A 22043-nucleotide genomic window follows, 5' to 3' on the forward strand; every position below is an offset into this window, starting at 1 on the left:
CGGTGCGCAAGTCAGCGGCGATGGCTTCGACCTGGCCGACGAACTGGTGACCGCCGGCCGCGTGGCGGTGCAGCTGCGCGTCCGGGAGCAGAGCGGCATTGAGGTCCAGATGCCCGAGCGGGACCTCCTCGTCGTCGATGCAGTGATGCAACGACAGCGAGACGCCGCGCGGTGGTGAGCCGGCGAACTCGTACTCGTCGACGTCCCAACCGTTCGGCCCCCAGTTCGGCATCGCCAGGAGGACCGCTCGTCTCGGCCCGGCGTACCCCGGCTCGGCAAGCACGTGCAGCAGGATCGACGCGCCGAACGAGTGGGCGACCAGGAGGTCGTCGGCGCCCATCGTCGACAACCGGACGCGCAATGGTTCAGCCCACGCCTGCAAGGACATGTCGTCGCTCGCGAACTCCGGCATGTCGACGGGCACGCCGAGAGCGCTGCCGAGGCCGTCGGCGATCTGGCGGTCGTCGGCGAAACCCCCTGCGCCGTGGACGAACAGGAGCAGTGTCATCGTGATCCCTTCGTAGCTCGGTATCGCTACAAAGACTGACCCTGCCCGACGCGAGTTCTCATCGGAGGGTCTCGGGACTCACTTCCCCTTGAGCGGCTTCTCGGCGAGCTTCTCGGCCAGCCAGTCGACGGTCTGCATGCCGAACAGATCTGTGCCCCAGCCGTAGAGGTTGGTGAGGAACCGAACCATGCTGCAGTCGGTGGGCTGGTAGTCGACCTCGGTGCCGCCGCGGCGGTAGTCGGCGGCAAGCTTCCGGGAATCCTTCGCGGGCACCAGCGACATCGGCGAGTCGTCCTTCGCGCACGACGCGATCAGCACCGGTGCGGTGGGCGACTTGCGGCCCAGCTTGTTGTCTTCGTAGACCGGCTGGAAGTCGGCGATCTCGGCCGGGTTCTCACCGCTCTTGAAAAGCGTGTTCATCGGCACGAACGGCATGGTGAAGTAGGCCGGGGTCTGGCATTGGGTGCGGAAGACGTCGGCGATGGCCTTGCCTGCCGGGGTGAACTTCTCGTCGAGTTTCATTGCCGGGTAACGCGGTTCGAGACCGAGCAGCGTGGCGAGGACGAAGGCCGAGCCGACCGAGCCATCGGCGGTGGCGATGAAGTTCTTCTGGTCGACGACCATGCCCTCGAGGACGACGCCCTTGATATCCAGTTCGGGCGCATACTTTTTCGCGTTCTCCGCGGCAAAGGCCGCACCGACACCGCCGCCGGCGATCCCGAACATGCCCAGCGGCGACGCCTCGGAGAGCTCGTTGCCGTCGTGCCGAAGCGCTGCGCGCAGACCGTCGAGGAGTGCCTTGCCCGCGAACTTGCCGGCGAAGACGCCGTGCGGCTTGGGATCACCGTCGTTGCCGACATCGCTCATCATGACCGCGTAGCCCTTGCCGAAGAACTGGCCCAGCGGGCCCAGCGCCGACCAGGACGCACCGTCCAGCGGGTCACCGCCGGTCCACATCGTGGACGGATGGCAGTAGGCGCCGACGCTGTCGTTGGCGAGTTGGTAGCCGATCAGCGGCCGAGTGGCGTCGGGTTTGCCGTCGCGCGGGATCATCAGCAGCCCGGTCGAGATCTCCTGCTCGTCGTGCAGCCCGCGGGTCACGTACATCAGCTTGTAGGCGTCAAGTTTCGCCGGACGCCAACCCATGAACTGGACGGCAACCTTCTTGGCCTTCAACACATCTCCGGGCTTCTCGCGCCCGGAGAGACGAGGCTCGGCATAGAAGGGGTCACCGGCGACCAGCGGGTCGATGACCTCCTGCGGGCTCGCGAGGCGACCATCACGCAGTGCGCCGACGACGAAACCGTTCAGCACCTCGTTCAGGCCCGGCGTCCGGTTGGGCGCGGCGCCGGCCGGCGCGGCCAGCGCGATACCGGAGGCGACCATCGCCAGGACGGCCACGAGCGTGATCCGTCGGGACAGACGCGAGAAGGATGAGTTCACTGGTAGGTCACCTTGATCGAGGTCAGAACCGACTCCATCAGCGGCAGCAGGTTTCGGGTGGGACGGTGTGTTTCCATCTGCTCGAAGTACGGAACGCTCATGGCGGCGCGCAGTGCGTGCCAGTGGTACTCGACCTGGGTGCGGTACTTCGGCAGAAGTTCGGTGGAGATGTAGACCCAGCGGTCCTCGTAGACCGACCAGTTCCACTCCGGCAGCGGCAGACTCACGGTCACCTTGCGACCGTCGAGCGCACGGCCCGGGACCTTGAGTTGACGGATGTCGCGCGGCGGGACCACACCGGCGACCGACGGCGCGGCGGCCACGGTGCTGCCGTAGGTCATGGCCTCACCGACGTCGCCCTTGTAGTTGCGGGTCGCGTCCCACTGCTTGTTGATGACCTCGCCCTGCTCGCGCTGCAGCAGACGGGCATTGCCTGCGGCGACCGCGGCGGGCTTCCTGGAGGCGATGCCCTCCCAGGCGCTCATGATCTCGTCGTCGAAGATGCCCGCCTCGTGCATCTCCCGGAGTGCCGGCAGACCGCCGACGACGTAGGCCCGGTGCATCGGCATCAGGTCGGAGAAGATGTTCTTCTGCATCACCAGGATCTGCCCCTGGACCTGCCGCAGGTCGTCGGCGGTGATCTTGGCGCCGACGCGGGCCAGCGCGCGGAGTCCGCCGGGGAGGCTGTTGACCGCCTGCGGTCCCGCGAGTTCGTTGACGCGGGCCACGATCGCGTGGGCGACGGGCTGCAGTCGGCTGAGTTCGAAGATCTCGGTGGCGTCCTTGTAGTCGAGCAGGCCGCCGCCGAAGTCGGCGCCGACCAGGCCACCCATGCCGGCCCACTGCAGTTCGCGATGCGCGAGCTGCAGATCCTCGTAGTAGCGGTAGGACTTCAGCAGGTTCTGGTGGTTGGCGCCGACACCGGCACGCGGGTTCCACGACGCGAGGTCGATACCGGCGCGCGTCGTCGTCTCGACGAGCCAGTACTGGAACAGCAACGCCTGGTACGACGACGGCGCGAGTCCTTGGTCGCGGGCCTGCCCGACCAGCCGCTGCAGGGTTGCTGGGTCGGTCGGCAACGCCGGGTGCACACCGCCCGGGCCTTGCGAGGCATCACGATTGACCAGCGGCAGGTTCAGATACCGCGACAGGGAATCGGCGGATGCCGTACCCCCGCTCACCAGCGAACCGAGCGCGACGACTACTGCCACCGCCGCGCAGACCGATACCCGTACGACCTTGTTCACGATGCTCCCGTTCAAGCAACCGACCATCACGGCCGAGTCACATTCCCATAACCGAAGTGAATCTAATGCTTGAGGTCGTCAGCCAGCAATTCGGCATCGCAAAACCGGAGGAATCCTCCGAAATACGTCCGATCAACCGAACGTCGCAGCGCAACACCGATTTCAGGCGATGCTCGGAATCCTCGAAATCGCCCTGGTCAAGGGTGGTCGAGACAGGGCTCCGCGACGATCTCCGCGACCCGCCGCTGATCGAGGATCGGAGAGTAGGTCAGAACAGTGCCCTGAGCCGCGCCAGATCCTCCTCGACCATGCGGGTGTCCCGGTTGAACTCGTCGTCGGACATCGACAGCTGTCGGAGCGTGAACACCACCTCGGCCCCGTCCGGATGCGGCAGAACGCGCAGCGGATTGTGCACGGTGTCGCCGTTCGGGAGGATCACGTCGTGGTCGACGACCCCGAGGGTGTTCCGCGGAACGAACCGGACCGTCACAGTGCCCATCGGCGACTCCGCCAGGAGATCGTCACCGCGTCGGACCACCTCGGAACTCGCGAGCCCAGCCGCCCACTTCGGGAGATTGTCGGGATCGGAGATGAACTCGTACACATCCTCGGTTGACGCACCGATCACCGTGCTCACGTGGCGACTCCGCATGACGATCAGTATTCCGCGTTTGGTGACGCATCCGGCGGGGAACCTGGAATGGTCACGACAACGGGGGGACAGTCCCATGCGACCCGTGACGACGAGCGAACCACCACCGACGGGATCAGAATGAACCACGACGCGAACTCACATAGGACCCGACCGAGAGGCGTGATCACCCGGCTGGGCATCGTCGCCGCGTCCCTGATCGCCGCTGTCGCCGGGTCAGTGATCGCGGGAAGCCCGGCGGCCGAGGCCAAGCCGGGCTGCCCCGACGTCGAGGTCGTGTTCGCCCGAGGGACCGTCGAACCCGCGCCCCCTCTGGGCCTGACCGGCATTTCCTTCGTCGAAGCCGTCCGGTCACAGCTCCCCGGCAAGTCCGTTGCCGCCTATGGCGTCCCCTACCCGGCGAGCGACCAGTTCGGCAACAAGTTGAAGTTCGCCCGGACCGTCGCCGACGGCGTTCGCACCACCCAGAACCGCGTCAAGTCGCTGGCAGCCAAGTGCCCAGACACCAAGGTCGTTCTCGGCGGCTACTCCCAGGGTGCGGTCGTCGCGGGTTACGCCGTCCATGCCGGCCTCGACCTTCCCGCGCAGTACAAGGCGTACGACCGTTTCGTCCCGCCGCCGCTGCCGGCGTCGCTCTCGCGCAATGTCGCGGCGATCGTCTTCTTCGGAGCCCCGTCGGACCGCTTCATCACCGACATCGGCGCGCCCCCGGTCCGCGTCTCCACCCCGTACCGCGGGAAGACAGTGCGCTACTGCGTCGCCGGTGACACCATCTGCGACGGCGCGCCGGTGGGCGGCCCCAACGCCCTGCACACGCTCTACTCGGTCAATGGCATGACCCTCGACGGTGCACGCTTCGTGGCACGGCGAGTCTGAGGCGCAGTTCAGGGGCTGGGGCTCTCCCCCGCCGCAACACCCATCGTCCGGGAGACGAGCTGCGAAATTCGGACGTCCCGATCGTGATTCAGGTGTTCGAGCATGAGCAAGCGGGCCTTCTCGGCTGATCCGTCGATGATCGCCGACAGGATCTGCTCGTGCTCGCTCACCGAACTCTCGAAGCTCTCGCGACCGGTCGGGGTGAACCACGGCGCGCTGACCTTGATCTGATCGCGAAGGTCCCGTTCCATGCCGTAGATCGTCTGGTTGTGCGCCGCCCGCATCACACAGTCGTGGAAGACATTGAGTGCGTGTCGGATCTCGACCGGATCGGTGTGACTCGCACTCTGCGCCAGTGCCTCTCTGAGCCGGGCGATGTCGACCGGTGTGTGGCGTTCGGCAGCCGCCGCTGCGGCGCTGGACTCGAGAATCGCTCGCACCTCGAAGATCTCGAGCATCTCCTCATCGCTGCGGATTCGCAGGACGAATCCCCGCGACGCCGCGATCAGCAACCCCTTGCGTTCGAGTAACGCCAGTGCTTCCCGGACCGGGGTCCGTGACACCCCGAACTCGTCGCTCAGCGCCTGAGGGATGAGGGTCGCGTCGGCGGGATAGTGGCCGTGCGTCAAACGCTCGTGCAGCGCTTCGTAGACCGCGTCGCGGGCGCTCTTCATCGGCGGTCACCTTCCGTCGGGTCATACAGGGCGGACTCTGCGAGCCCCTCGATCCTTGCAGACAACCCGACAAGCGTGTCGACACGAACCGACCGCAGGTCGTCGACGACGAGTGCGGTGTCGTCGGCGAAGCGATGTGCGCCCGTCTGCACGCCGACCAACGGGATGCCGAGGTGCCGGGCCGTGAGTTCGTCCCACTTTCCGTCGCCGAGGATCACCATCCGCCAATCTTCGATCCCGTGACGAACCGATGCCTGGCCGATGGCGTCGCGCACGATCTCAGCGCGGTTGTCGTACTCGGTACCGGTGGCGAGCGGTACGTCGTCCGGTTCGACGCCGAGCACGCGCAGTTTGGTACGGGCGAGGGCACGAAACGACCCGGTGGCGAAGGCACCGTACACATCACGCCGTGTCGCCAATTCTGCCAGCAGCTTTCGTGCACCGGCGATCTCGTCGACCGCTCCCGTGGACACGTGAACGTCGAACTCCTTGGCGTAGAGCCGCTCCAGTTCCGCGATGAACGCCGGGTCGGCGGGAATGCCGTGCTTGTCCTCGTACACCTCACCGGTCACCGCCGAATCAGTGTAGGCGCGGTACGCCTCCCACGGCTTGGCGAGTACATCGAGGCCGTGCCGGGCGAGCACATCGATGGCCACCCGGTCATGCGCTGCGGCCGAGTCGAGCAACGTGCCGTCGATGTCGAAGATGACCAGCGTCGGCGCCTCCGAAAGGTCTCCATGGGTCATCGCGGCAGGACTCCCGTCACGAGCGGGAGCGCCGGATGACTCCGCCATTCACTCAGCGAACCGTCATAGACCCGGGGTTGCGGGTATCCGGCCTCGACGAAGGCCAATGCCGCACCGGCGGCGTTGATCCCACCGCCGCAGTAGACGATCACTTCGGCATCTCGGTCTATCCCACACTGCTGCAGTGCCTTCCGGGTCCGCTCGGCCGAGAAGGTGCCGTCGTCGTTCAGCAGGTCGGGGTAGGGCACGCTCAGACTGCCCGGGATGTGGCCGGGCCGGTCGCCGCCGGATTCACCCGTGTAGTCGGGAGACCGGAGAGCACATACGAGCGCAGTGGGCGATCCTTCGTCGTCCGACACCGCACGCACCTCGTCGAGGTCGGTGAACACCGGGGTGCCGAGGTCCCGGATCTCCACGTCCGCGGCGACGGCGGCGGGTGTGGAGTCGCCGGTGGCGACCGGGTAGCCGCGGTCCTGCCAGCGGGTGAACCCGCCATCGAGCACACGCGCACGATCGAATCCGAAGGACCGCAGCACCAGCCACACGCGCGCGGCGTAGGCGCCGCTGAGCTGGTCGTACACGACGATGTCGTCCTCCGGGGTGATGCCGAGTTCCGCTGCTGTCACGGACATCTGGTCGACCGTCGGCCGCGTGAAAGCGATCGTCGACGACGGATCGGAGAAAGCCGCGAACAGGTCGGCGAACCGGGCTCCCGCGATGTGAGCGGCGCGGAAGACCTCGTGACCGGGATCGAACACCGTCAACCCGGCATCGTCGACCGACCTCGCGATGCTGGCATCGAGTACGACGACGGAATCAACGTTGCGGTGCAGCCATTCCGCGGAGACGAGCGCGGACGCGGCGCGGGTCACGCGCCGGCCTCGACGACGCCCTTCGCCCGGTTACGCCATTCGCCCCGCTCCGGTCGGTTGAGACCGAGGTTCTCGCGTAACGTGTCGCCCTCGTACTCGGTGCGGAACAGCCCGCGGCGCTGCAGTTCGGGCACCACGTGGGTGGCGACGTCCTCGAAAGCCGCCGGCACATGGGTCGCCTGGATCATGAATCCGTCTGCGGCCCCGGCGTCGAGCCACTGCTCCATCGTGTCGGCGATGTCGGCGGCCGAACCGATCATGTTTCCCTCGGTACGCGCGCCGTACCAGCGACCGATCTCGCGGATGGACAGGTTCTCCCGCTCGGCGAACTCCACGACCTCGCGGTAATGACCCTCCACGCCAACCACTTCGAGCGACGGGAGCGGGCCGTCGAGGTCGTACTTCGTGAGGTCGACGTTGACGTGATACGCCAGGCGCGACAGGCCGGCCTCGTGGTCGACGAGTTCGAAGAATGCCTCGTGCTTGGCCATCGCGTCGCGGACGTCGGTGCCGACGACGGTGGTGGCGGCGGGCAGGATCTTGAGCTGTTCGGGGTCCCGGCCGTGGGCGGCCGCGCGCTGCTTCATGTCCTGGTAGAAATCGACGGCACTCTCGAGCGACGCGTGGCTGCAGAACACGACATCGGCCCAGCGGGAGGCGAAGTCGCGTCCCGTCGGCGACGCGCCGGCCTGCACGATGACCGGGTATCCCTGCGGCGGTCGGGGCACGCCGAGCGGCCCCTGAACCTGGAAGAAGCGGCCCTTGTGGTCGATCGCCTCGACCTCCTCGGGGCGGGCGAAGCGTCCGGACTCCTTGTCGTGGATCAGCGCGTCGTCGGACCAGGAATCCCACAGTCGGGTGGTCACCTCGAGGAACTCCTCGGCCCGCGCATACCGCTCCTCGCGGTCGGGCAACTTGTCCTGGTTGAAGTTCTGCGCCTCCGCATCCTGGAAGCTGGTGACGACGTTCCACCCGGCGCGTCCACCACTGAGGTGATCGAGCGTGCCCATGGACCGAGCGAGGTTGTACGGCTCCTGGTAACCGGTCGACATCGTCGCGGCGACACCGAGTTTGGTTGTCACCGAACTCATCAGGGTGATGACCGTCATCGGGTCCAGACGCGGTGTGCCGGTGCCGAATCTGACCGCCGGCTCGAAGGAGTCGCCGAGGCTTCGCGGGACGGCGAGCGCGTCGGGGACGAACGCCATGTCGAACTTGGCGTCTTCGAGGATCCGGGCGATGTGCAGATAGTGCTCAGCCGTGAGGAAGCCGTCCCCGGCGTCGGGATGTCGCCAACCGACCGTCCCCTGCGGGCCGGCATTCATGAATGCGGCCAAGTGGATCTGCTTGCGGGACATGTCATTCGCTCCTTTGCGACTGATCTGCGATTGACGGCGGGCGGGGTTCGTCTGCCTGGTCAGAGGGTGGAGAGTTCGTCGAGGAAGGCCACGGCGAACGATCCGGTGCCGGTGGTGCGAGCACCTGCCCGCTCCCCCGCCGCGGCAAACGCGGCGTGTGCGGCGCGTGCTGCAGTGAACGGATCGACGACGGCGCAGTACGCCGCGCTGAGTGCACCGAGGCTGCAGCCGGTGCCGGTGACCTGAGGCATCTTCGCATCGCCGCCCGTGACCGAGGTCGCCCGGCCCGACGGGTCACAGAGGTAGTCGACCTCTCCGGACACCGCCACCACCGCGTCGAGGCGGACGGCCAGGTCCTTGACGGTGTCGATGACCTCCGAGGAGTCGAGCGTCGAGTCGACGCCGCTGCCGCCGGCGCCGCCGGCCAGTGCCGAGATCTCGCTGGCGTTGCCGCGGATGATCGACGGCTCGTACTTCAACAGCGACGTGAGGATCTCGTCGTACTCGCCGGCTCCTGCGCCGATGGCCACCGGATCGAGCACCCACGGAGTGCCCGCCGTGTGTGCGGTCGCGGCAGCCTCCTCCAAGGCCTCCGGAGTCACCGAGGACATCAGGGCCGCACCGTTGATCCAGACCGCGCCCGCACCGGCGGGAAACGCCGTGGTGAAGCCGGGCGCCGCCCCGATCGCGGGACCCGCGCCCAGCGCGAGCAGTACGTTCGCGCTCAGATTGGCCGCAACGTAGTTGGTCAGGCCATAGATGAACGGGGCCTTTTCCCGGAGGCTCGCGATGGCGGTCTTCACTTCGGGCGACTGGACTGTCGTCGTTTCCATCTGCACTGCTCCTCGTGGTTCGCACTCCGGGTCTAGAACTGCATTTAGTTGTATACAGTTGGATGCGGACACTGCCAATCAGTCCGCAATTAAACTCAGCCCGGTTTCAACACATGCCACGTGCCTCACGCCGACCCCCGGCACCGTGGGCGACGATGAACAGCATGCGTGACCTCACCCCCGACGACCTCGGCGTGCTGTTGTCTGTCTTCGCCGTCCTGCTGTTGGCCTTCGGCGCCGACTTCCACTTCTCCCGCCGGATCGCGAAACGTCACAAACTGTCTGCCCGCATCTTCATCACGATCAATGTGGTCGGCGAGCTCGCGACCGCCGTCGCACTGGTCCTGACATGGGTGGCCCTGTGGAGTCCCGGCGCGTGGGAACGAATCGACAACCTCCTGGTCTTCGGACCGGGCACGGTGGCGATGCTGTGCGTCGTCATCCTCACGGTCGAGACCGTCGTGTCCCGCTCGACGGATGCGTGGCGGGGTTAGCTGAGGAGCGCCACGATCGCTCGCGCGAGTCCGCGTCGCGCCAGTTCCTGATCCTGAAAGCTGCCGAGTTGCTTCTCCGACACCAGACCTCGCATGGCGCCGGGCAGGAACGCCGCGACCTCGCGGACCCGTTCCGGGTCGACGTCGAGGTCGGCAAAGGCGCGCTGGCAGGACTCGGTCCAGGACGGCCCCCACGACGCGAACTCGGCGGCGGTCTTGGGGAACAGTCGCCGGAGTTCGTCGGGATCGCGGGGTAGTGCTGCCCGCAGGGTCTCGATGGCGCGGGACTCCGGCGCGGTCAGACCCGCATACATGAGCTCGATGATTGCCTCGACCCGCTCGGCCAGTGGCGCTTCGGGTTTCACGCTGACCGGCAGATCGCCGCGCTGCTCGGCGGTCCGGTGCAGCACCGCCGCCCAGAGGCCGTCGATGTCGTCGAACTGGTACTTGACAGCACCCCAGGTCGCGCCGATGTCCTTGGCGATCCGATTGCCCGACACCGACGCCGGATCACCTGAGGCCAACGAACTGATCGCCGCGTCGAGCATCGCATCGCGGGTCGCCTGTCCCCGACGATTCGCACGCCGAGCACCGGGCGCCGGTGTACCGGCCGGGGTGCGGGCGTCGACGGGGGTCATGGTCGCCGATGGTAGCCGCTGGGGATTCACGCCTGGCGTTCTGCGGCCACGAGTTCACGGACCGCCGGGGCCACCTCGTCGGCGAACCTCGCCAGATCGTCGGGGTCGTCGGTGGCCAGGATGAATTTGCTCATGCCGAGGGAGACGGTCAGGTCCGTCAGCTGTTCCGCCCACTGCGCGGGTGTGCCGGCGAGCAGGCCGGCGTCGGAACCGAAAGTGCCCGCGATGTTGTAGATCCGGGTGATGTCCGCGGGGTCCCGGCCGGCCGCACGCGCCGCGTCGTCGATGATCGCGGCCTTCTCGGCCACCTGATCCGGCGGGACGAACTGCAGGCTGGGCACCCACGCGTCGGCCACTTCTCCGGTCAGCCGCAGCATCCGCGGCCCCAACGCACCCAGCCAGATCGGAATGTCGTGCGCCGGAGCGGGTCCGGCGTGGAGTCCGTGGACGGGATAGAACTCACCGTCGAGATCGACCGTGCCTCCTGCCCAGAAGGCCCTCATCACCGTGATCGCCTCGGCGAGGGCATCGACCGCCTCACCCGGAGAGCGGCGCGGCCCTCCCGCGGCGACCACCCCGTCCCAGAACGCTCCGGCCCCCAGACCGAGTTCGACGCGGCCGCCGGTCAGGATGTCGAGAGTCGACGCCGCCTTGGCCAACATCACCGGCGGACGCAGCGGCAGGTTGGCGACGTTGGGCGACAACCGGATCGACTCCGTCCGAGCACCGATGACGGACAACAGCGTCCAGGTGTCGAGGAAACGCCGCTGGTAAGGATGGTCCTGGACACTGACGAGATCGAGCCCGGCCGCCTCTGCGACGTTCACGAGACGGAGCAGGTCGTCGATCCGGTCGGCCCGCGGGCTCGGAAAGAACCCGAAACGCAACGGTTGTCCGTAGTCGGTCATGATGACTCCTCGTCGGATCGGCGATCGAACTCTTTCCGGGCGGCGGCCACCCGCGGCGCCAGCCCGATGACGACCGACGCGAACTCGGCGACGGCCGCCCGCACTTCCACACCGAGATCGGTCAGGGTGTACTGCACACAGGACCGCCGACTCGGCATGACCCCGCGAGCGACCAAGCCGTCGCGCACGAAACGCCGCAACGTCTGCGACAGCATGCGGTCGTTGATACCCACCACGGCCCGGCGCAGTTCGCCGTAGCGTCGGGGTTCGGTGTCGAGCGCGATGAGCACCGTCATGGGCCAGACGCCCCCGATGGTCTCGAGTGCGGCGCGAACAGTGTCGGAACCGGCGAGGAGGTCGTCGATCGTGACCGATCCCGTGATCGTGACCGAACCCTTCGATCTGCCCTGCCCCGTGTCCATGCTGCGAGCGTACGCCTCTCTGGAAACAAGAGCACTCTTGAAATAAGAGTGAATGCGGATGCGTTGTGGACGGCAGGATCAGAAACCACAACGAGAAGGAGTCGTCATGACCTCCCCACAAACGAGCCAGTCGCCCGCGGCGGACCACTCTCGCGCCGGCCGTGTCGTCGAGCTGGGCCATCCCTGGCGCGGCGTCGGCCCATTCCTCTTCGCAGTCCATCATCTCGATGCCTACCCGGCCGGCAATGCCGAGATGGGTCCCGCCACCGGCGTCGACGACCGGCAGCTCGGCAGCGACTTCGGCCACCCGTCGGGCTGGAACATGTACCACGGGACCACGATTCCGGGCTTTCCCGCGCACCCACACCGTGGTTTCGAGACCATCACCGTGGTCCGCCGGGGCGTCGTCGACCACGCCGATTCGACGGGCGCCAGCGCCCGGTACAGCAACGGCGACGTGCAGTGGGTGACCGCAGGCAAGGGCGTCTCCCACTCGGAGGTCTTTCCCCTCGTGAATGCCGATCGCGACAATCCATTTGAGCTCTACCAGATCTGGCTGAACCTCCCGGCGCGCGACAAGACCGCCGATCCGGAGTTCACGATGCAGTGGTCCGAGGACATCCCCGTCGTCGTGCACGACGAGGACGGGGCGAAGGCCACCGTCCGGGTGATCGCTGGATCCTTCGGATCCGCCACGGCACTCGAGGCGCCGAAACACTCCTGGGCATCGGATCCGGCAGCGGACGTGGCGATCTGGCTGATCGATCTCGAACCGCACGCGAGGGTCGATCTACCGGCACCGGCCTCGACGGACACCCGCCGGATGCTGTATGTCCACGGAGAGGCGGCTCGCGTCGAGATCGACGGTGCAACAGTCGACTCGGGAATCGGCTTCGAACAGACGCGGGCGTCGGCGTTGGCCGTCGCCAACGGGGACGAACCGTCGACGATCCTCGTGCTGCAGGGCGCAGAGATCGGCGAGCCGGTCGTCCAGTACGGCCCGTTCGTCATGAACAGTGCCGAGGAGATCGATCAGGCCTACAGCGACTACCGCCGCACGCGGTTCGGCGGTTGGCCGTGGGACTCCGACGCGCCGGTCCACCCGCGGACCGAGGGGCGCTTCGCCCGGTTCCCGGATGGACGGGTCGAGCGGCCCGGGGAGTGATTCCCGGGTCGGCTCAGCTCGCGGCACCCTCCAGCTCTGTCAACTCGGTCGGCGTCGAGACCGAGTACATGACGCGATGGATCTCGGCGGTGAAGTCCTCGGCGGCCTCGATGTTGGAGGCATGACCGGTGTCCAGCACGACGAGCTGGTCGAGATAGCCGCGGATCGAGAGCGTGTGGGCGATGCGCTGGGTCATCGCGTGTGGAAGCAACAGGTCATGGCGTCCACCGATGACCGTGGTCGGCACGGTGATGGCCTCGGCTCCCACCGGCCCCAGGGCCAGTTCGATGAGCGCGACCGCGGCCTTCGCCCGCGCGACCGGGTTGCACGAACGACTCATCGCGAGCACGAACTCGGCGTGATCCACCGTCGCCGAGCGACCGTTGAGGATGCGGGTCCGGACCAGACTCCGCGCGAATCGACCGCCAGGGAACGGAAACGGGACCGACAGAGCGGCCTGACCGAGCCAGATCGGCGCCTTGAACATGGTGTTGAGGAACGGCAGGACCCGGGTCTCCGCGGCGATCCCGCCCCAGGTCGTGTTCGCGAGCACCAGTGCGGCCGCACGCTCCTCCACCTGGTCGGGGTGACGGTGCGCCCACGCCTGCACGGTGATGCCGCCCATGCTGTGGCCGACGAACACGGCCTTCGAGTCACGCGGCACGGCCTGATCGACCACCGTGTGGAGGTCGTCGGCCAGGACGTCGGCGTCGAAGCGGCGCTTGCCCCACGTGCTCTCCCCGTGACCCCGCTGGTCGTAGGCGATGACGTGGTAACGCTCGGCGAGGGCGTTGATCTGCGGGTTCCAGTACTCGATGCAGCAGGACCATCCGTGGACCAGCACCAGGACCGGCGCATCCGGTGATCCGTAATGGTGGACCCGGAGGCGGGCGCCGTCGTCGGTGAGTGCCCAGGTGGCACGTTCGGGCTCGCGCGAGTTGAACAGTGCGATGGCGTACTGACGGCTGCGGAGTCGGCGTCGGGCCTCGGCCGGTCGTACCAGTCCCGTCAGCATCGACTGGGCGTCTGCCAGTCGTGCAGTGCGTAGCGCACCACCTGCGTTCATCTCGGCCTCCCGGCGTCATTGCTGTAAGCCACGTCACAGCGCCGGAGCAATGATACAAACCGGCGTCGGATGTTCCAACAGTTTCGAAGGAATTTTGTTGGACACACGAGTAACCGGATGAGAGACCCCTCAAACCTCCACTTGAACGCTGTTTTCGACCTTTTTCACAGAACCCTCTTGTATTCCGGTTCTGCGCGTCCTACCGTGGCCGCATGGCGCAAACGCCGCTGTCGATGACACCCACCGGATGGTTCCAGGTCGCATGGTCGACCGAGATCGCCGTCGGGGCCGTGCACACGATGAAGTATTTCGGTCGCGAGATGGTCGCCTGGCGATCCCGGTCCGGCCGGATCTCCGTATTCGACGCCTACTGTGAGCATCTCGGCGCCCACCTCGGCCACGGCGGCCACGTCGAGGGTGAGAACCTGGTCTGCCCCTTCCACGGTTGGGAGTGGAACCAGGACGGACGCAACGTGTGCATCCCCTACGAGAACCACCCCAACAAGGGTCGACGCATCCGCAGCTACCCCGTCGTCGAACGCAACGAAGCCGTCTGGATCTGGCACGACGTCGACGGGCGGCCACCGCATTTCGATGTCCCGGACATCTTCGCCGACTTCGACGACGACGCGACCGCGGCCGACTATTACCCACCGATTCCCGGCGCGACTTTGTTCCGGCCGGGCCTCGAGATCCACCCGCAGTACATCATGGAGAACGGCGTCGACTTCGCCCATTTCAAGTTCGTCCACAAGACACCGTTCATGCCGGATTTCACCCGGCACGATTTCTCCGGCCCGGTGTCCTACGTCGACTTCACCATCGCCTTCGACGAAGGCGCGACACTCGAAAGTGCGACCAGCGGAGTCGAATCCATCAACGCCGGCCTCGGTTGCTCGGTCACCAAGAGCTGGGGCATGGTCGACAACCGTACGATGCCCGCGGTCACCCCGGTCGACGAGCACACCTCGGACGTGCGCTTCACCGTCTGGATCGGGCGCAAACCCGGCGAGGAGACCGGCGAGATCACCCGATACGGAAAGACCATGGCCGAGTTGGTCATCGAGCAGTTCGCCGCCGACATCGACATCTGGGCACATCAGCGTTACTCCGACCCACCGGCCCTGTCCCGCAAGGAGTACGCGGGATTCACCGCGCTGCGACAGTGGGCCCGACAGTTCTATCCCGACGGCGGCGCCTCGGCCGACGAGTTCGTCCGGATCCGCCGGTCCGAGCTCGAAGCACTCCGCGCGGCAGCGCACATCGACAGCCGCGCGGCAGCACGCGTCGACACCGACGCAGCTACGCAGTCCTGACCCGACTCTTCTCCCTCGTCCCGAAAGGACCTCACGATGACGGCACCCGAAAAGATCCGGGTCTTCCAGGTGGCCACCGGCAATCTGGGCACCGAGATGATCGACCGCATCCGCAATCATCCCGATCTGGAACTGATCGGCCTGCACTGTTATTCGTCGGACAAGGTGGGCCGGGATGCCGGTGAGATCGTCGGCATCGGCCCGATCGGCGTGATCGCGACCGGCACCGTGGAAGAGATCATCGCCGCACGACCCGACGTGCTCACCTTCCACGGCGTCTTTCCCGACGAGGATCTCTACGTGCAGGTCCTCGAGGCCGGTATCGACATCGTGACCACCGCCGACTGGATCACCGGCTTCCACCGGGACACCAACCATCCGCACCACTCCGGCCGCAAGGTCAGCGAGGTCATCGCCGAGGCCTGCGCCAAGGGAGGCGCCACCTTCTACGGCACGGGCATGAATCCCGGTCTGGCACAGATCCTCGGCATCGTGCACACCGCCGACGTCGCCGAGATCGAGAACGTCACGGTGACCGAGTCGGTGGACGTCTCCTGCCATCATTCGGTCGACACCTGGAAGGCCGTCGGTTACGGCTTACCGGTCGATGACCCGTCGATCCCGGACTCGCTCTACAAGTACACCGCCGTCTTCGCCGACTCGGTGTACCTCATGGCCGACGCCTTCGATCTCGAACTCGACGAGGTGGCGTTCTCCTACGAGCTGGGCGCCTGCACCAAAGACGTCGACCTCGGTTGGTACCAGCTACCCGCCGGGTCGTTGGGCGGCAGCTACATCAAGTACCAGGGCATGGTCGACGGCGTGCCGCGCGTGGAATCCCATCTCGAATGGCAGATGACTCCGCACACCGATCCGTCGTGGAACATCCAGGCCTGCTACATCACCCAGGTGACCGGCGACCCGAACATCTACTCCAAGCACATGATCTTCCCGCGCAGGGGATTCGACCTGTCCAACCCAGAGAACTTCGCGTCGATCGGCATGACCGTCACCGGCCTGCCCGCACTCAACTCGATACGATCGGTGGTCGCGGCCCCGCCGGGGATCGTGACCAGTGCCGACCTCCCGCTACGGAGCTTCGCCGGCCGCTTCAAGATCTGAGCCGGCGCGGTGTCGGTATCGACCTCGGTGAACCCACTCCTCGAGAAATCCCTCCCTCGAGAACGCCTTTCGGGAATCCCCTTCAGCCGAGGTCGATACTGATGCCGGTGAGCTCGGCGCCGACATCCCACAACCGTTCGGCGACGGCGCGGTCCTTGGCCTTCGGCGACGGCTCGACCAGCACCGGCGGACCGGCCAGGCCGAAACTCCCTGTGGGACCGTAATACTGGCCTCCCGAGACCTTCGGGTCCGTGGCTGCCCGCAGGATCGGCAGGGCACCCTCGGGCGGATCCATGATGAAACGATCGGTGAGCCACCGCAGCGACGGCGCGTGATACGCCCACTGCAGGAATTTGTTCTGCTCGCGCATCACCCCGGTCCGTGTGCCACCCGGATGCGCGGCGATCGAGATCGCCGGTGCCTCAGCGGCTCTCAGCCGGCGGTCGAGCTCCATAGAGAACAACATCTGGGCGAGCTTGGCCCGTGAATACGCTCCGGCGCTGGTGAACGTGCGGTCCATCGGGATGTCGGAGAAATCGATGTTGCCCGCACGGTGAGCGTGACTGCCGACCGTGACGATCCGTGCGGCGTCGGCGGCGAGCAACCGGTCCATCAGCAACCCGGTGAGCGCGTAGTGGCCGAGGAAGTTGGTACCGAAGTCCATCTCGAAGCCGTCAGGCGTCAGATCGCGCTGGGCGCGCATGACCCCGGCGTTGTTCACCAGGACGTCGATCCGCGGATGGCGTCGTCGGATCTCCTCGGCGGCAGCGCGCACGGAATCGAGACTGGCGAGATCGAGGTCGAGGATCTCCACCTCCGCACCGGGTACCTCGGCGACGATGTCGTCGCGCGCGGCGGCAGCGGTCTCGGCGTTGCGGCATGCCAGCACCACCGTGGCGCCGAGAGTGGCGAGCCCCCGGGCGGCTTCACGTCCGATTCCCCCGTTGGCCCCGGTGACCACGGCGACCCGCCCGGTCTGTGAAGGCGCGTCGGCCAATGTCCAACCCGTCTTCACGTGCTCCCCCTCTGACTCCGGCACAACGGACGCTGTTGTTCGTATCACATCTCCTGTGACAGTTCCGGTTCGGGTGTCACACGCGACCGCACCCCGATCGCGTTCCGGAGAACGCGGTCGGGGCGCGGTGCAACCACTGGTCGTGCGACCTACAGGTCAGACGGTCACGGGCGCCGGCGCGGCGGCGCTGAACTGTCCGGCCGGCGCGAACCTGGCGAGGACCTGGTCGAACGGCTCTCCCGCCACCGCAGTGATGAAGTTCTCGACATCCGCACGGGTCCGCAGACCGAGGAGCGGATTCGGGTCGGACAGCAGACCGAGCAGGGCCTGGGCGACGTTCGGATCGACGGCGGCAGCCGGAAACGACAACTCGAGGTGGGTCGCGAAGTCGGGGTCACCGAGGAACAGGCGGGTGACCTCGGTGGCCGCGTGACCGCGGCGCTCCCAATGCTTCTCGAACTCGTCGGCCAGCCAGTCCGCGGTGAACTCGCCGTCGTGGGCGCGGGCGGCCTTGACCAGCTCGGCGACCTGGATGAGCGTGTTCTGGGCCCCCTGGCCGGCGACGGGATCGACGGCGATCGCGGTGTCGCCGATCGCAGCCACCGGATGACCGCTCCTGGTGGTGGCAACCGCCTGACGCACGGTCGGGGTGACCGCACCCTTCAGCCACGACACCGGGTCGGATTCGATGACGTCGAGCTGCTCGATGACCGGCGCATCCTCCGGGAAGAACTCCGCGAAGATGCCGGCGATGGTTCGCCGTGCGGTCACCGCGTCGTGGACGTCGTCGATGCGCGGCGCCCAGGCACCCGACGGCTTGGCGAAGACGATGAAGGACCAGGTCGCTCCCTCGTCCTTGTGCAGGAACGGGCCGACGAACAGCTCGCCGTTCTCGCTGTCGAGGTTGTACAACGAGTGACCGGCGCCCGCCTGCGAGCGGTAGGCGAACACGTCCGGTCCGTGGTCGACGCCCGTCAACGTGACCTGCAGCAGTCGACGCTGCGGCTCGCGGTACTTGGTGCGCGACTCGTCGACCGGGAACAGCGTCGACAGTCCGCCCTTGCCGGTGGCGACGAGGGTGAGGTCGGCCGCCCCGGCGATCTCGTCGAGGTTGTCGAGATCGACGGTGGTGACCTCGAATCGTCCGCCGCGGTCCAGGAACCGGCCGAGGCGGTCGTCGGCACGCAGGCGGAGATCGACGGCAGCGGAGATGTAACCGTAGTCGGGGTCGTATTCGAGAACGGGGGCGCGATCCTCCCCCGCGCCGCCGTACAGGCGGACGCTCATGCCGGTGGTCTTGCCGACCTCGTAGAGATCCTCGATGATCTCGGCATCCCACTCCTGGGACTTGCCGAAGAGCACGCCGACGCCGGTCGGCGGCACCTTGTTGCGCAGCGAGTCACGGTCGCGGTCGCTGTAGATCGTGACGTCGAAGCCGGCGTCGAGAAATCCGAGACCGGCAGTGGTCCCGGCGAGTCCGGCCCCGATGATCGCGACGGATCGTCGTGTGGTCATGTGTGTCTCCCTGATCGGTTGCATGCACTGCGTGTGATGACTGGGAGACAGGGTGCCGGGGCGATCGTCGTCGCTGAAGGTTTAGACGCAGCACGAACGAATGGGTGGTCGGGGGGCTGACCTCGATACGCGTCGGCCTCGCCACGCTCGGTCGGCGCTACTCGGCCTGCGGACGCCTGTGCACCCGGTAGCGCTCGTATGCGACGACACCGAACAATCGGGTCTCCACCAGATGGAGGTCGACGCGATCGGTGACCGGCGGCAGCATCGGGGTGCCCCCGCCCACGACGACCGGGTACCGGAAGATCCGCAGCTCGTCGACCAGGCCGAGTTCGAAGGCCTGCGACGCCAGGTCCGCTCCGCCGATCTCGATGTCCCGGTCCGTCGCGGCGCGGACCTCCGCGACCTCGTCGGCGACGGACGCACGGGCGAGTCTGGCGTTGCCGTCGACCGCGTCGAGGGTGCGACTGAAGACGACCTTCGGCAGGGCGGCCCAGATGTCGGCGAAAACGGCGCCCGCCTCGGTGTCGCGCATGGCCGGGTCGGTCTCCCAGACCCGCATCGTCTCGTACAACCGCCGACCGAGGATCGTGCCGCCGAGGCTCCCGACGCGTTCGGTGTGGAATGCGAAGAGGCCGTCGCTGTGCCCCGGCCATTGGAAGTCGCCGTCCCGATCGTGGATGTAACCGTCCACCGAGACACCCATCGTGTAGATCAGCATGCAACTCCTCACAGTCGGTTCCGAAAGATTGTCCGAGGCTACGGCCGTCTTCCGAGGTAGACCCGGTAACAGGAACCTTCGAACATCCTGTGGGTCCGCCGACACCCGCCGCGGCGGCGGCGACGCACCACCGCCGACAAGTACCATCGCCCTCTGTGCGCACGCCCGTTCCCGAAGTAGCCCCGGTCGTCGCGACGCCCAACGAGGACGCCGCGACCGGAAACACCTCGGGCTATCGGCTCGACCTCGACGGCCTGCGCGGCATCGCTATCGCTTTGGTCGCCGTCTTCCACGTCTGGTTCGGGCGGGTGTCCGGCGGCGTGGACGTCTTCCTGACGCTCTCGGGATACTTCTTCGTCGCGTCGCTGCTCAAGCATGTGCTCGCCACCCAGCCCGCTTCCGCGTCGTGGGGCAGCGCGCTCAACCCGGGGCCGCGGTTCTGGCGCCTGGTCCGACGGCTGCTGCCGGCGCTGCTACTGGTGCTGGCCTTCACCGCTGCGCTGATCGTTCTCGTGATGCCGACGACCCGGTGGGGTCCGCTCGGCGCCGAACTGCAGGCCAGCGCGCTGTACTACCAGAACTGGCATCTCGCGTTCGAGTCGCAGGACTATGCGGCCGCCGACTCCGCGAACAGCCCGATGCAACACCTGTGGTCGATGTCGATGCAGGGTCAGTTCTTCCTGATCACCTTGCTGAGTGCACTCGCCCTCGGTGGTCTGCTGCGCGCGCTGGCTCTCAAGGTCGAGTTCTTCCGCCGCCCGCAGGTCGTGCGCGGCATCGTCGGGTTCGCGCTCCTGGGCGTTGCGCTGGTCTCCTTCGCGTGGGCCAACTTCCGCCACGGCATCAACCAGCCGTTCACCTACTACGACACCGTCGCCCGACTGTGGGAGCCGCTCGTCGGCGGCCTGCTCGCGGTGTGGATGCCGAAGCTCGCGCTGTCCGCGCGCATGCGCAATCTACTGAGCCTCATCGCCCTCGGCCTGATCATCACCTGCGGCTGGTGGATCGCCGGTGTCCAGGAGTACCCCGCGGCCTGGGCGCTCGTGCCCGTCGGCGCGACACTCATCCTGATCTGGGCGGGCTCGGCCGCCACCGCCCGCCCCGCCGAGGGACAGGCCCGGGTGACTCGTGGTCTCGCCTATCCGCAGCTGGTGTGGCTGGGTTCCATCGCGTACGCGCTCTACCTGTGGCACTGGCCACTGCTGATCTTCTACATGGCGTGGCGCTATCAGGACGAGGTGTCCTGGCTCGAGGGCACCGGGATCCTGGGCGTCTCTGTCCTGATCGCGTGGCTCACCACCAAATACGTCGAGACCCCGCTGCGGTCCGGGTCGCTGCGACGCAAGAAGACCGTGGCGTCGGAGGCACCGAACACGCCGACGAAGCCGAACAAGCCGGGCTTCCAGAACTCCCACGGCTACCGGGTGGCCCTTCTCGCGGTCCTGCTGATCGTCAGTGTCGCCGCCGGCAGTGCCGCGGTGACCTGGCAGCGCGACGCCGCCAACGCGACCCTCGACACCGAGAACCTCGACCCCCGCCTCTATCCGGGTGGACGCGCCTTCCTCAACGGTGCGCCGGTCCCGAAGGTGACCGCCCAGCCGAGCCCCGACGTCGTCGACATGGACTGGCCGATCACCTCCTACGACTCGATCATCAGCGGATGGAAGGACCCGTCGATCAAGGTCGGGTACTACGGCGACGTGAACGCCACCCGCACCATCGCCCTGGTCGGTGGCTCCCACGCCGAGCAGTGGATCACCGCGCTGAACGACATCGGCAAACGGCACAACTTCCGCGTCACGACCTACCTCAAGGTGGGCTGTGCACTCACCACCGAGCACGTCTTCACCTGGTTCGGCCAGAAGTACTACCAGTGCAACGACTGGTCGAATCGCGTGATGGAACGCCTGGCCGTGGACAAGCCCGACTACGTGTTCACCACCTCCACCCGTCCTCCCGAGGGGGCCGCCAAGGGCGACTACGTGCCCAAGGACTACGAGGAGATCTTCGCCCAGTTCCGCGACCGCGGGCAGAAGGTGATCGGCATCCGCGACAACCCGTGGTCGACCGGCAAGCTGAAGCCGCCGGAATGCCTCGCGAGCGGCCGCAAGCCCGAGGTCTGCGGCGTCTCACGTGCACAGGCCATGGCGCCCACCGACCCGGCTGCCGCGCTCGCCGACGAGTTCCCGAACATGACCTTCCTGGACTACACCGACGCCATGTGCGACGACACGTACTGCCCGGCGGTGGTCGGGAACATCCTGATGTGGCACGACTACCACCACCTGTCTGCCACGTTCGTACGCAGCCTCATCCCGGCGATCGAGACCGACCTGCAGAAGGCCACCGGCTGGTGGTGACCGGCTGGTGATGACCTGGATACGCCCCTCGGCTTGCGCTTCAGTGCTACTCGGCCACCAGACCGCTGGTTGAGTAGGCGAGGAGCCTGCGA

Annotated in this window: 22 protein-coding genes; 6 read left to right on the forward strand and 16 right to left on the reverse strand. The window is 67.0% G+C overall.

Annotated elements, in window-relative coordinates:
* The 4 genes from OK17_RS21485 to OK17_RS21500 all read right to left on the reverse strand — a co-directional run.
* Window positions 1-508: alpha/beta fold hydrolase (locus tag OK17_RS21485; RefSeq protein WP_461418702.1), on the reverse strand; the 508-nt coding region annotated here is incomplete at its 3' end.
* A 78-nt stretch (window positions 509-586) separates the two neighbouring features.
* A complete protein-coding gene (locus OK17_RS21490) occupies window positions 587-1894 on the reverse strand; it encodes a lipase family protein (RefSeq protein WP_269785018.1) in 1308 nt (435 codons plus the stop codon).
* Window positions 1895-1947: 53 nt separating this feature from the next.
* Window positions 1948-3225 (reverse strand): hypothetical protein, encoded by a 1278-nt coding sequence (locus OK17_RS21495; RefSeq protein WP_461418707.1) that lies wholly within the window; start codon window positions 3223-3225, stop codon window positions 1948-1950.
* A 241-nt stretch (window positions 3226-3466) separates the two neighbouring features.
* Window positions 3467-3850 (reverse strand): SRPBCC family protein, encoded by a 384-nt coding sequence (locus OK17_RS21500; RefSeq protein WP_232717787.1) that lies wholly within the window; start codon window positions 3848-3850, stop codon window positions 3467-3469.
* A 120-nt stretch (window positions 3851-3970) separates the two neighbouring features.
* On the opposite strand from OK17_RS21500, the gene OK17_RS21505 reads away from it, so the two are divergent.
* Complete coding sequence (locus tag OK17_RS21505) at window positions 3971-4726, forward strand: cutinase family protein (RefSeq protein ID WP_232717902.1); 756 nt, start codon at window positions 3971-3973, stop codon at window positions 4724-4726.
* An 8-nt stretch (window positions 4727-4734) separates the two neighbouring features.
* On the opposite strand, the gene OK17_RS21510 is transcribed toward OK17_RS21505, so the two are convergent.
* Genes OK17_RS21510 through thiM form a run of 5 tightly spaced genes read right to left on the reverse strand, consistent with a single transcriptional unit; the run spans window position 4735 to window position 9209 of the window.
* Window positions 4735-5400, reverse strand: coding sequence for a GntR family transcriptional regulator (locus OK17_RS21510; RefSeq protein ID WP_232717786.1), 666 nt, complete (start codon window positions 5398-5400; stop codon window positions 4735-4737).
* Window positions 5397-6146 (reverse strand): HAD family hydrolase, encoded by a 750-nt coding sequence (locus OK17_RS21515; protein ID WP_232717785.1) that lies wholly within the window; start codon window positions 6144-6146, stop codon window positions 5397-5399. The genes OK17_RS21510 and OK17_RS21515 overlap by 4 nt, the downstream gene beginning before the upstream one ends.
* Complete coding sequence (locus tag OK17_RS21520; protein WP_232717784.1) at window positions 6143-7018, reverse strand: sulfurtransferase; 876 nt, start codon at window positions 7016-7018, stop codon at window positions 6143-6145. The genes OK17_RS21515 and OK17_RS21520 overlap by 4 nt, the downstream gene beginning before the upstream one ends.
* Window positions 7015-8376 carry an LLM class flavin-dependent oxidoreductase gene (locus OK17_RS21525; protein WP_232717783.1) on the reverse strand — a complete coding sequence of 454 codons (1362 nt, stop codon included), beginning with the start codon at window positions 8374-8376 and terminating at the stop codon, window positions 7015-7017. The genes OK17_RS21520 and OK17_RS21525 overlap by 4 nt, the downstream gene beginning before the upstream one ends.
* 59 nt (window positions 8377-8435) lie before the next feature.
* Window positions 8436-9209, reverse strand: a complete 774-nt coding sequence (gene thiM / locus OK17_RS21530) for a hydroxyethylthiazole kinase (protein ID WP_232717782.1) — start codon at window positions 9207-9209, stop codon at window positions 8436-8438.
* Window positions 9210-9364: 155 nt separating this feature from the next.
* On the opposite strand from thiM, the gene OK17_RS21535 reads away from it, so the two are divergent.
* The gene (locus OK17_RS21535) at window positions 9365-9703 is read left to right on the forward strand and encodes a hypothetical protein (RefSeq protein ID WP_232717781.1); all 339 of its coding nucleotides are present in this window, start codon (window positions 9365-9367) and stop codon (window positions 9701-9703) included.
* On the opposite strand, the gene OK17_RS21540 is transcribed toward OK17_RS21535, so the two are convergent.
* From OK17_RS21540 to OK17_RS21550, 3 genes are read right to left on the reverse strand one after another with little or no spacing between them, the layout of a single operon-like run.
* The gene (locus OK17_RS21540) at window positions 9700-10341 is read right to left on the reverse strand and encodes a TetR/AcrR family transcriptional regulator (protein WP_232717780.1); all 642 of its coding nucleotides are present in this window, start codon (window positions 10339-10341) and stop codon (window positions 9700-9702) included. The genes OK17_RS21535 and OK17_RS21540 overlap by 4 nt on opposite strands.
* A 26-nt stretch (window positions 10342-10367) precedes the next feature.
* A complete protein-coding gene (locus tag OK17_RS21545; RefSeq protein WP_232717779.1) occupies window positions 10368-11249 on the reverse strand; it encodes an LLM class flavin-dependent oxidoreductase in 882 nt (293 codons plus the stop codon).
* Entirely contained in the window at window positions 11246-11671 is a 426-nt protein-coding gene (locus OK17_RS21550) for a winged helix-turn-helix transcriptional regulator (protein ID WP_232717778.1), read from the reverse strand. The genes OK17_RS21545 and OK17_RS21550 overlap by 4 nt, the downstream gene beginning before the upstream one ends.
* A 106-nt stretch (window positions 11672-11777) precedes the next feature.
* Here OK17_RS21550 and OK17_RS21555 point away from each other — a divergent pair, with 106 nt between their 5' ends.
* Window positions 11778-12836, forward strand: a complete 1059-nt coding sequence (locus OK17_RS21555) for a pirin family protein (protein WP_232717777.1) — start codon at window positions 11778-11780, stop codon at window positions 12834-12836.
* Window positions 12837-12849: 13 nt separating this feature from the next.
* On the opposite strand, the gene OK17_RS21560 is transcribed toward OK17_RS21555, so the two are convergent.
* Window positions 12850-13902, reverse strand: coding sequence for an alpha/beta fold hydrolase (locus OK17_RS21560; protein ID WP_461418703.1), 1053 nt, complete (start codon window positions 13900-13902; stop codon window positions 12850-12852).
* Window positions 13903-14114: 212 nt separating this feature from the next.
* Here OK17_RS21560 and OK17_RS21565 point away from each other — a divergent pair, with 212 nt between their 5' ends.
* Together OK17_RS21565 and OK17_RS21570 are read left to right on the forward strand one after the other, a co-directional pair.
* Entirely contained in the window at window positions 14115-15218 is a 1104-nt protein-coding gene (locus OK17_RS21565) for a Rieske 2Fe-2S domain-containing protein (protein WP_232717775.1), read from the forward strand.
* A gap of 36 nt (window positions 15219-15254) precedes the next feature.
* Window positions 15255-16340 (forward strand): NAD(P)H-dependent amine dehydrogenase family protein, encoded by a 1086-nt coding sequence (locus OK17_RS21570; RefSeq protein ID WP_232717774.1) that lies wholly within the window; start codon window positions 15255-15257, stop codon window positions 16338-16340.
* A gap of 82 nt (window positions 16341-16422) precedes the next feature.
* On the opposite strand, the gene OK17_RS21575 is transcribed toward OK17_RS21570, so the two are convergent.
* From OK17_RS21575 to OK17_RS21585, 3 genes are all read right to left on the reverse strand, one after another.
* Entirely contained in the window at window positions 16423-17355 is a 933-nt protein-coding gene (locus OK17_RS21575; protein WP_232717773.1) for an oxidoreductase, read from the reverse strand.
* Between the two features lie 156 nt (window positions 17356-17511).
* The gene (locus OK17_RS21580) at window positions 17512-18870 is read right to left on the reverse strand and encodes a styrene monooxygenase/indole monooxygenase family protein (RefSeq protein WP_461418704.1); all 1359 of its coding nucleotides are present in this window, start codon (window positions 18868-18870) and stop codon (window positions 17512-17514) included.
* A 157-nt stretch (window positions 18871-19027) separates the two neighbouring features.
* Entirely contained in the window at window positions 19028-19591 is a 564-nt protein-coding gene (locus tag OK17_RS21585; protein ID WP_461418705.1) for a dihydrofolate reductase family protein, read from the reverse strand.
* Between the two features lie 155 nt (window positions 19592-19746).
* Here OK17_RS21585 and OK17_RS21590 point away from each other — a divergent pair, with 155 nt between their 5' ends.
* A complete protein-coding gene (locus tag OK17_RS21590; protein WP_461418706.1) occupies window positions 19747-21951 on the forward strand; it encodes an acyltransferase family protein in 2205 nt (734 codons plus the stop codon).
* The last annotated feature ends 92 nt before the right edge of the window (window positions 21952-22043 follow it).

Source organism: Gordonia sp. GN26, assembly GCF_054823965.1.

Coding starts and splice junctions, on each gene's coding strand:
- OK17_RS21505 (WP_232717902.1), top strand. CDS start 3,971: ATGAACCACGACGCGAACTCACATAGGACCCGACCGAGAGGCGTGATC.
- OK17_RS21585 (WP_461418705.1), bottom strand. CDS start 19,591: ATGCTGATCTACACGATGGGTGTCTCGGTGGACGGTTACATCCACGAT.
- OK17_RS21560 (WP_461418703.1), bottom strand. CDS start 13,902: ATGAACGCAGGTGGTGCGCTACGCACTGCACGACTGGCAGACGCCCAG.
- thiM (WP_232717782.1), bottom strand. CDS start 9,209: ATGGAAACGACGACAGTCCAGTCGCCCGAAGTGAAGACCGCCATCGCG.
- OK17_RS21525 (WP_232717783.1), bottom strand. CDS start 8,376: ATGTCCCGCAAGCAGATCCACTTGGCCGCATTCATGAATGCCGGCCCG.
- OK17_RS21510 (WP_232717786.1), bottom strand. CDS start 5,400: ATGAAGAGCGCCCGCGACGCGGTCTACGAAGCGCTGCACGAGCGTTTG.
- OK17_RS21495 (WP_461418707.1), bottom strand. CDS start 3,225: ATGGTCGGTTGCTTGAACGGGAGCATCGTGAACAAGGTCGTACGGGTA.
- OK17_RS21535 (WP_232717781.1), top strand. CDS start 9,365: ATGAACAGCATGCGTGACCTCACCCCCGACGACCTCGGCGTGCTGTTG.
- OK17_RS21555 (WP_232717777.1), top strand. CDS start 11,778: ATGACCTCCCCACAAACGAGCCAGTCGCCCGCGGCGGACCACTCTCGC.
- OK17_RS21515 (WP_232717785.1), bottom strand. CDS start 6,146: ATGACCCATGGAGACCTTTCGGAGGCGCCGACGCTGGTCATCTTCGAC.
- OK17_RS21545 (WP_232717779.1), bottom strand. CDS start 11,249: ATGACCGACTACGGACAACCGTTGCGTTTCGGGTTCTTTCCGAGCCCG.
- OK17_RS21565 (WP_232717775.1), top strand. CDS start 14,115: ATGGCGCAAACGCCGCTGTCGATGACACCCACCGGATGGTTCCAGGTC.
- OK17_RS21580 (WP_461418704.1), bottom strand. CDS start 18,870: ATGACCACACGACGATCCGTCGCGATCATCGGGGCCGGACTCGCCGGG.
- OK17_RS21490 (WP_269785018.1), bottom strand. CDS start 1,894: ATGGTCGCCTCCGGTATCGCGCTGGCCGCGCCGGCCGGCGCCGCGCCC.
- OK17_RS21500 (WP_232717787.1), bottom strand. CDS start 3,850: ATGCGGAGTCGCCACGTGAGCACGGTGATCGGTGCGTCAACCGAGGAT.
- OK17_RS21550 (WP_232717778.1), bottom strand. CDS start 11,671: ATGGACACGGGGCAGGGCAGATCGAAGGGTTCGGTCACGATCACGGGA.
- OK17_RS21570 (WP_232717774.1), top strand. CDS start 15,255: ATGACGGCACCCGAAAAGATCCGGGTCTTCCAGGTGGCCACCGGCAAT.
- OK17_RS21540 (WP_232717780.1), bottom strand. CDS start 10,341: ATGACCCCCGTCGACGCCCGCACCCCGGCCGGTACACCGGCGCCCGGT.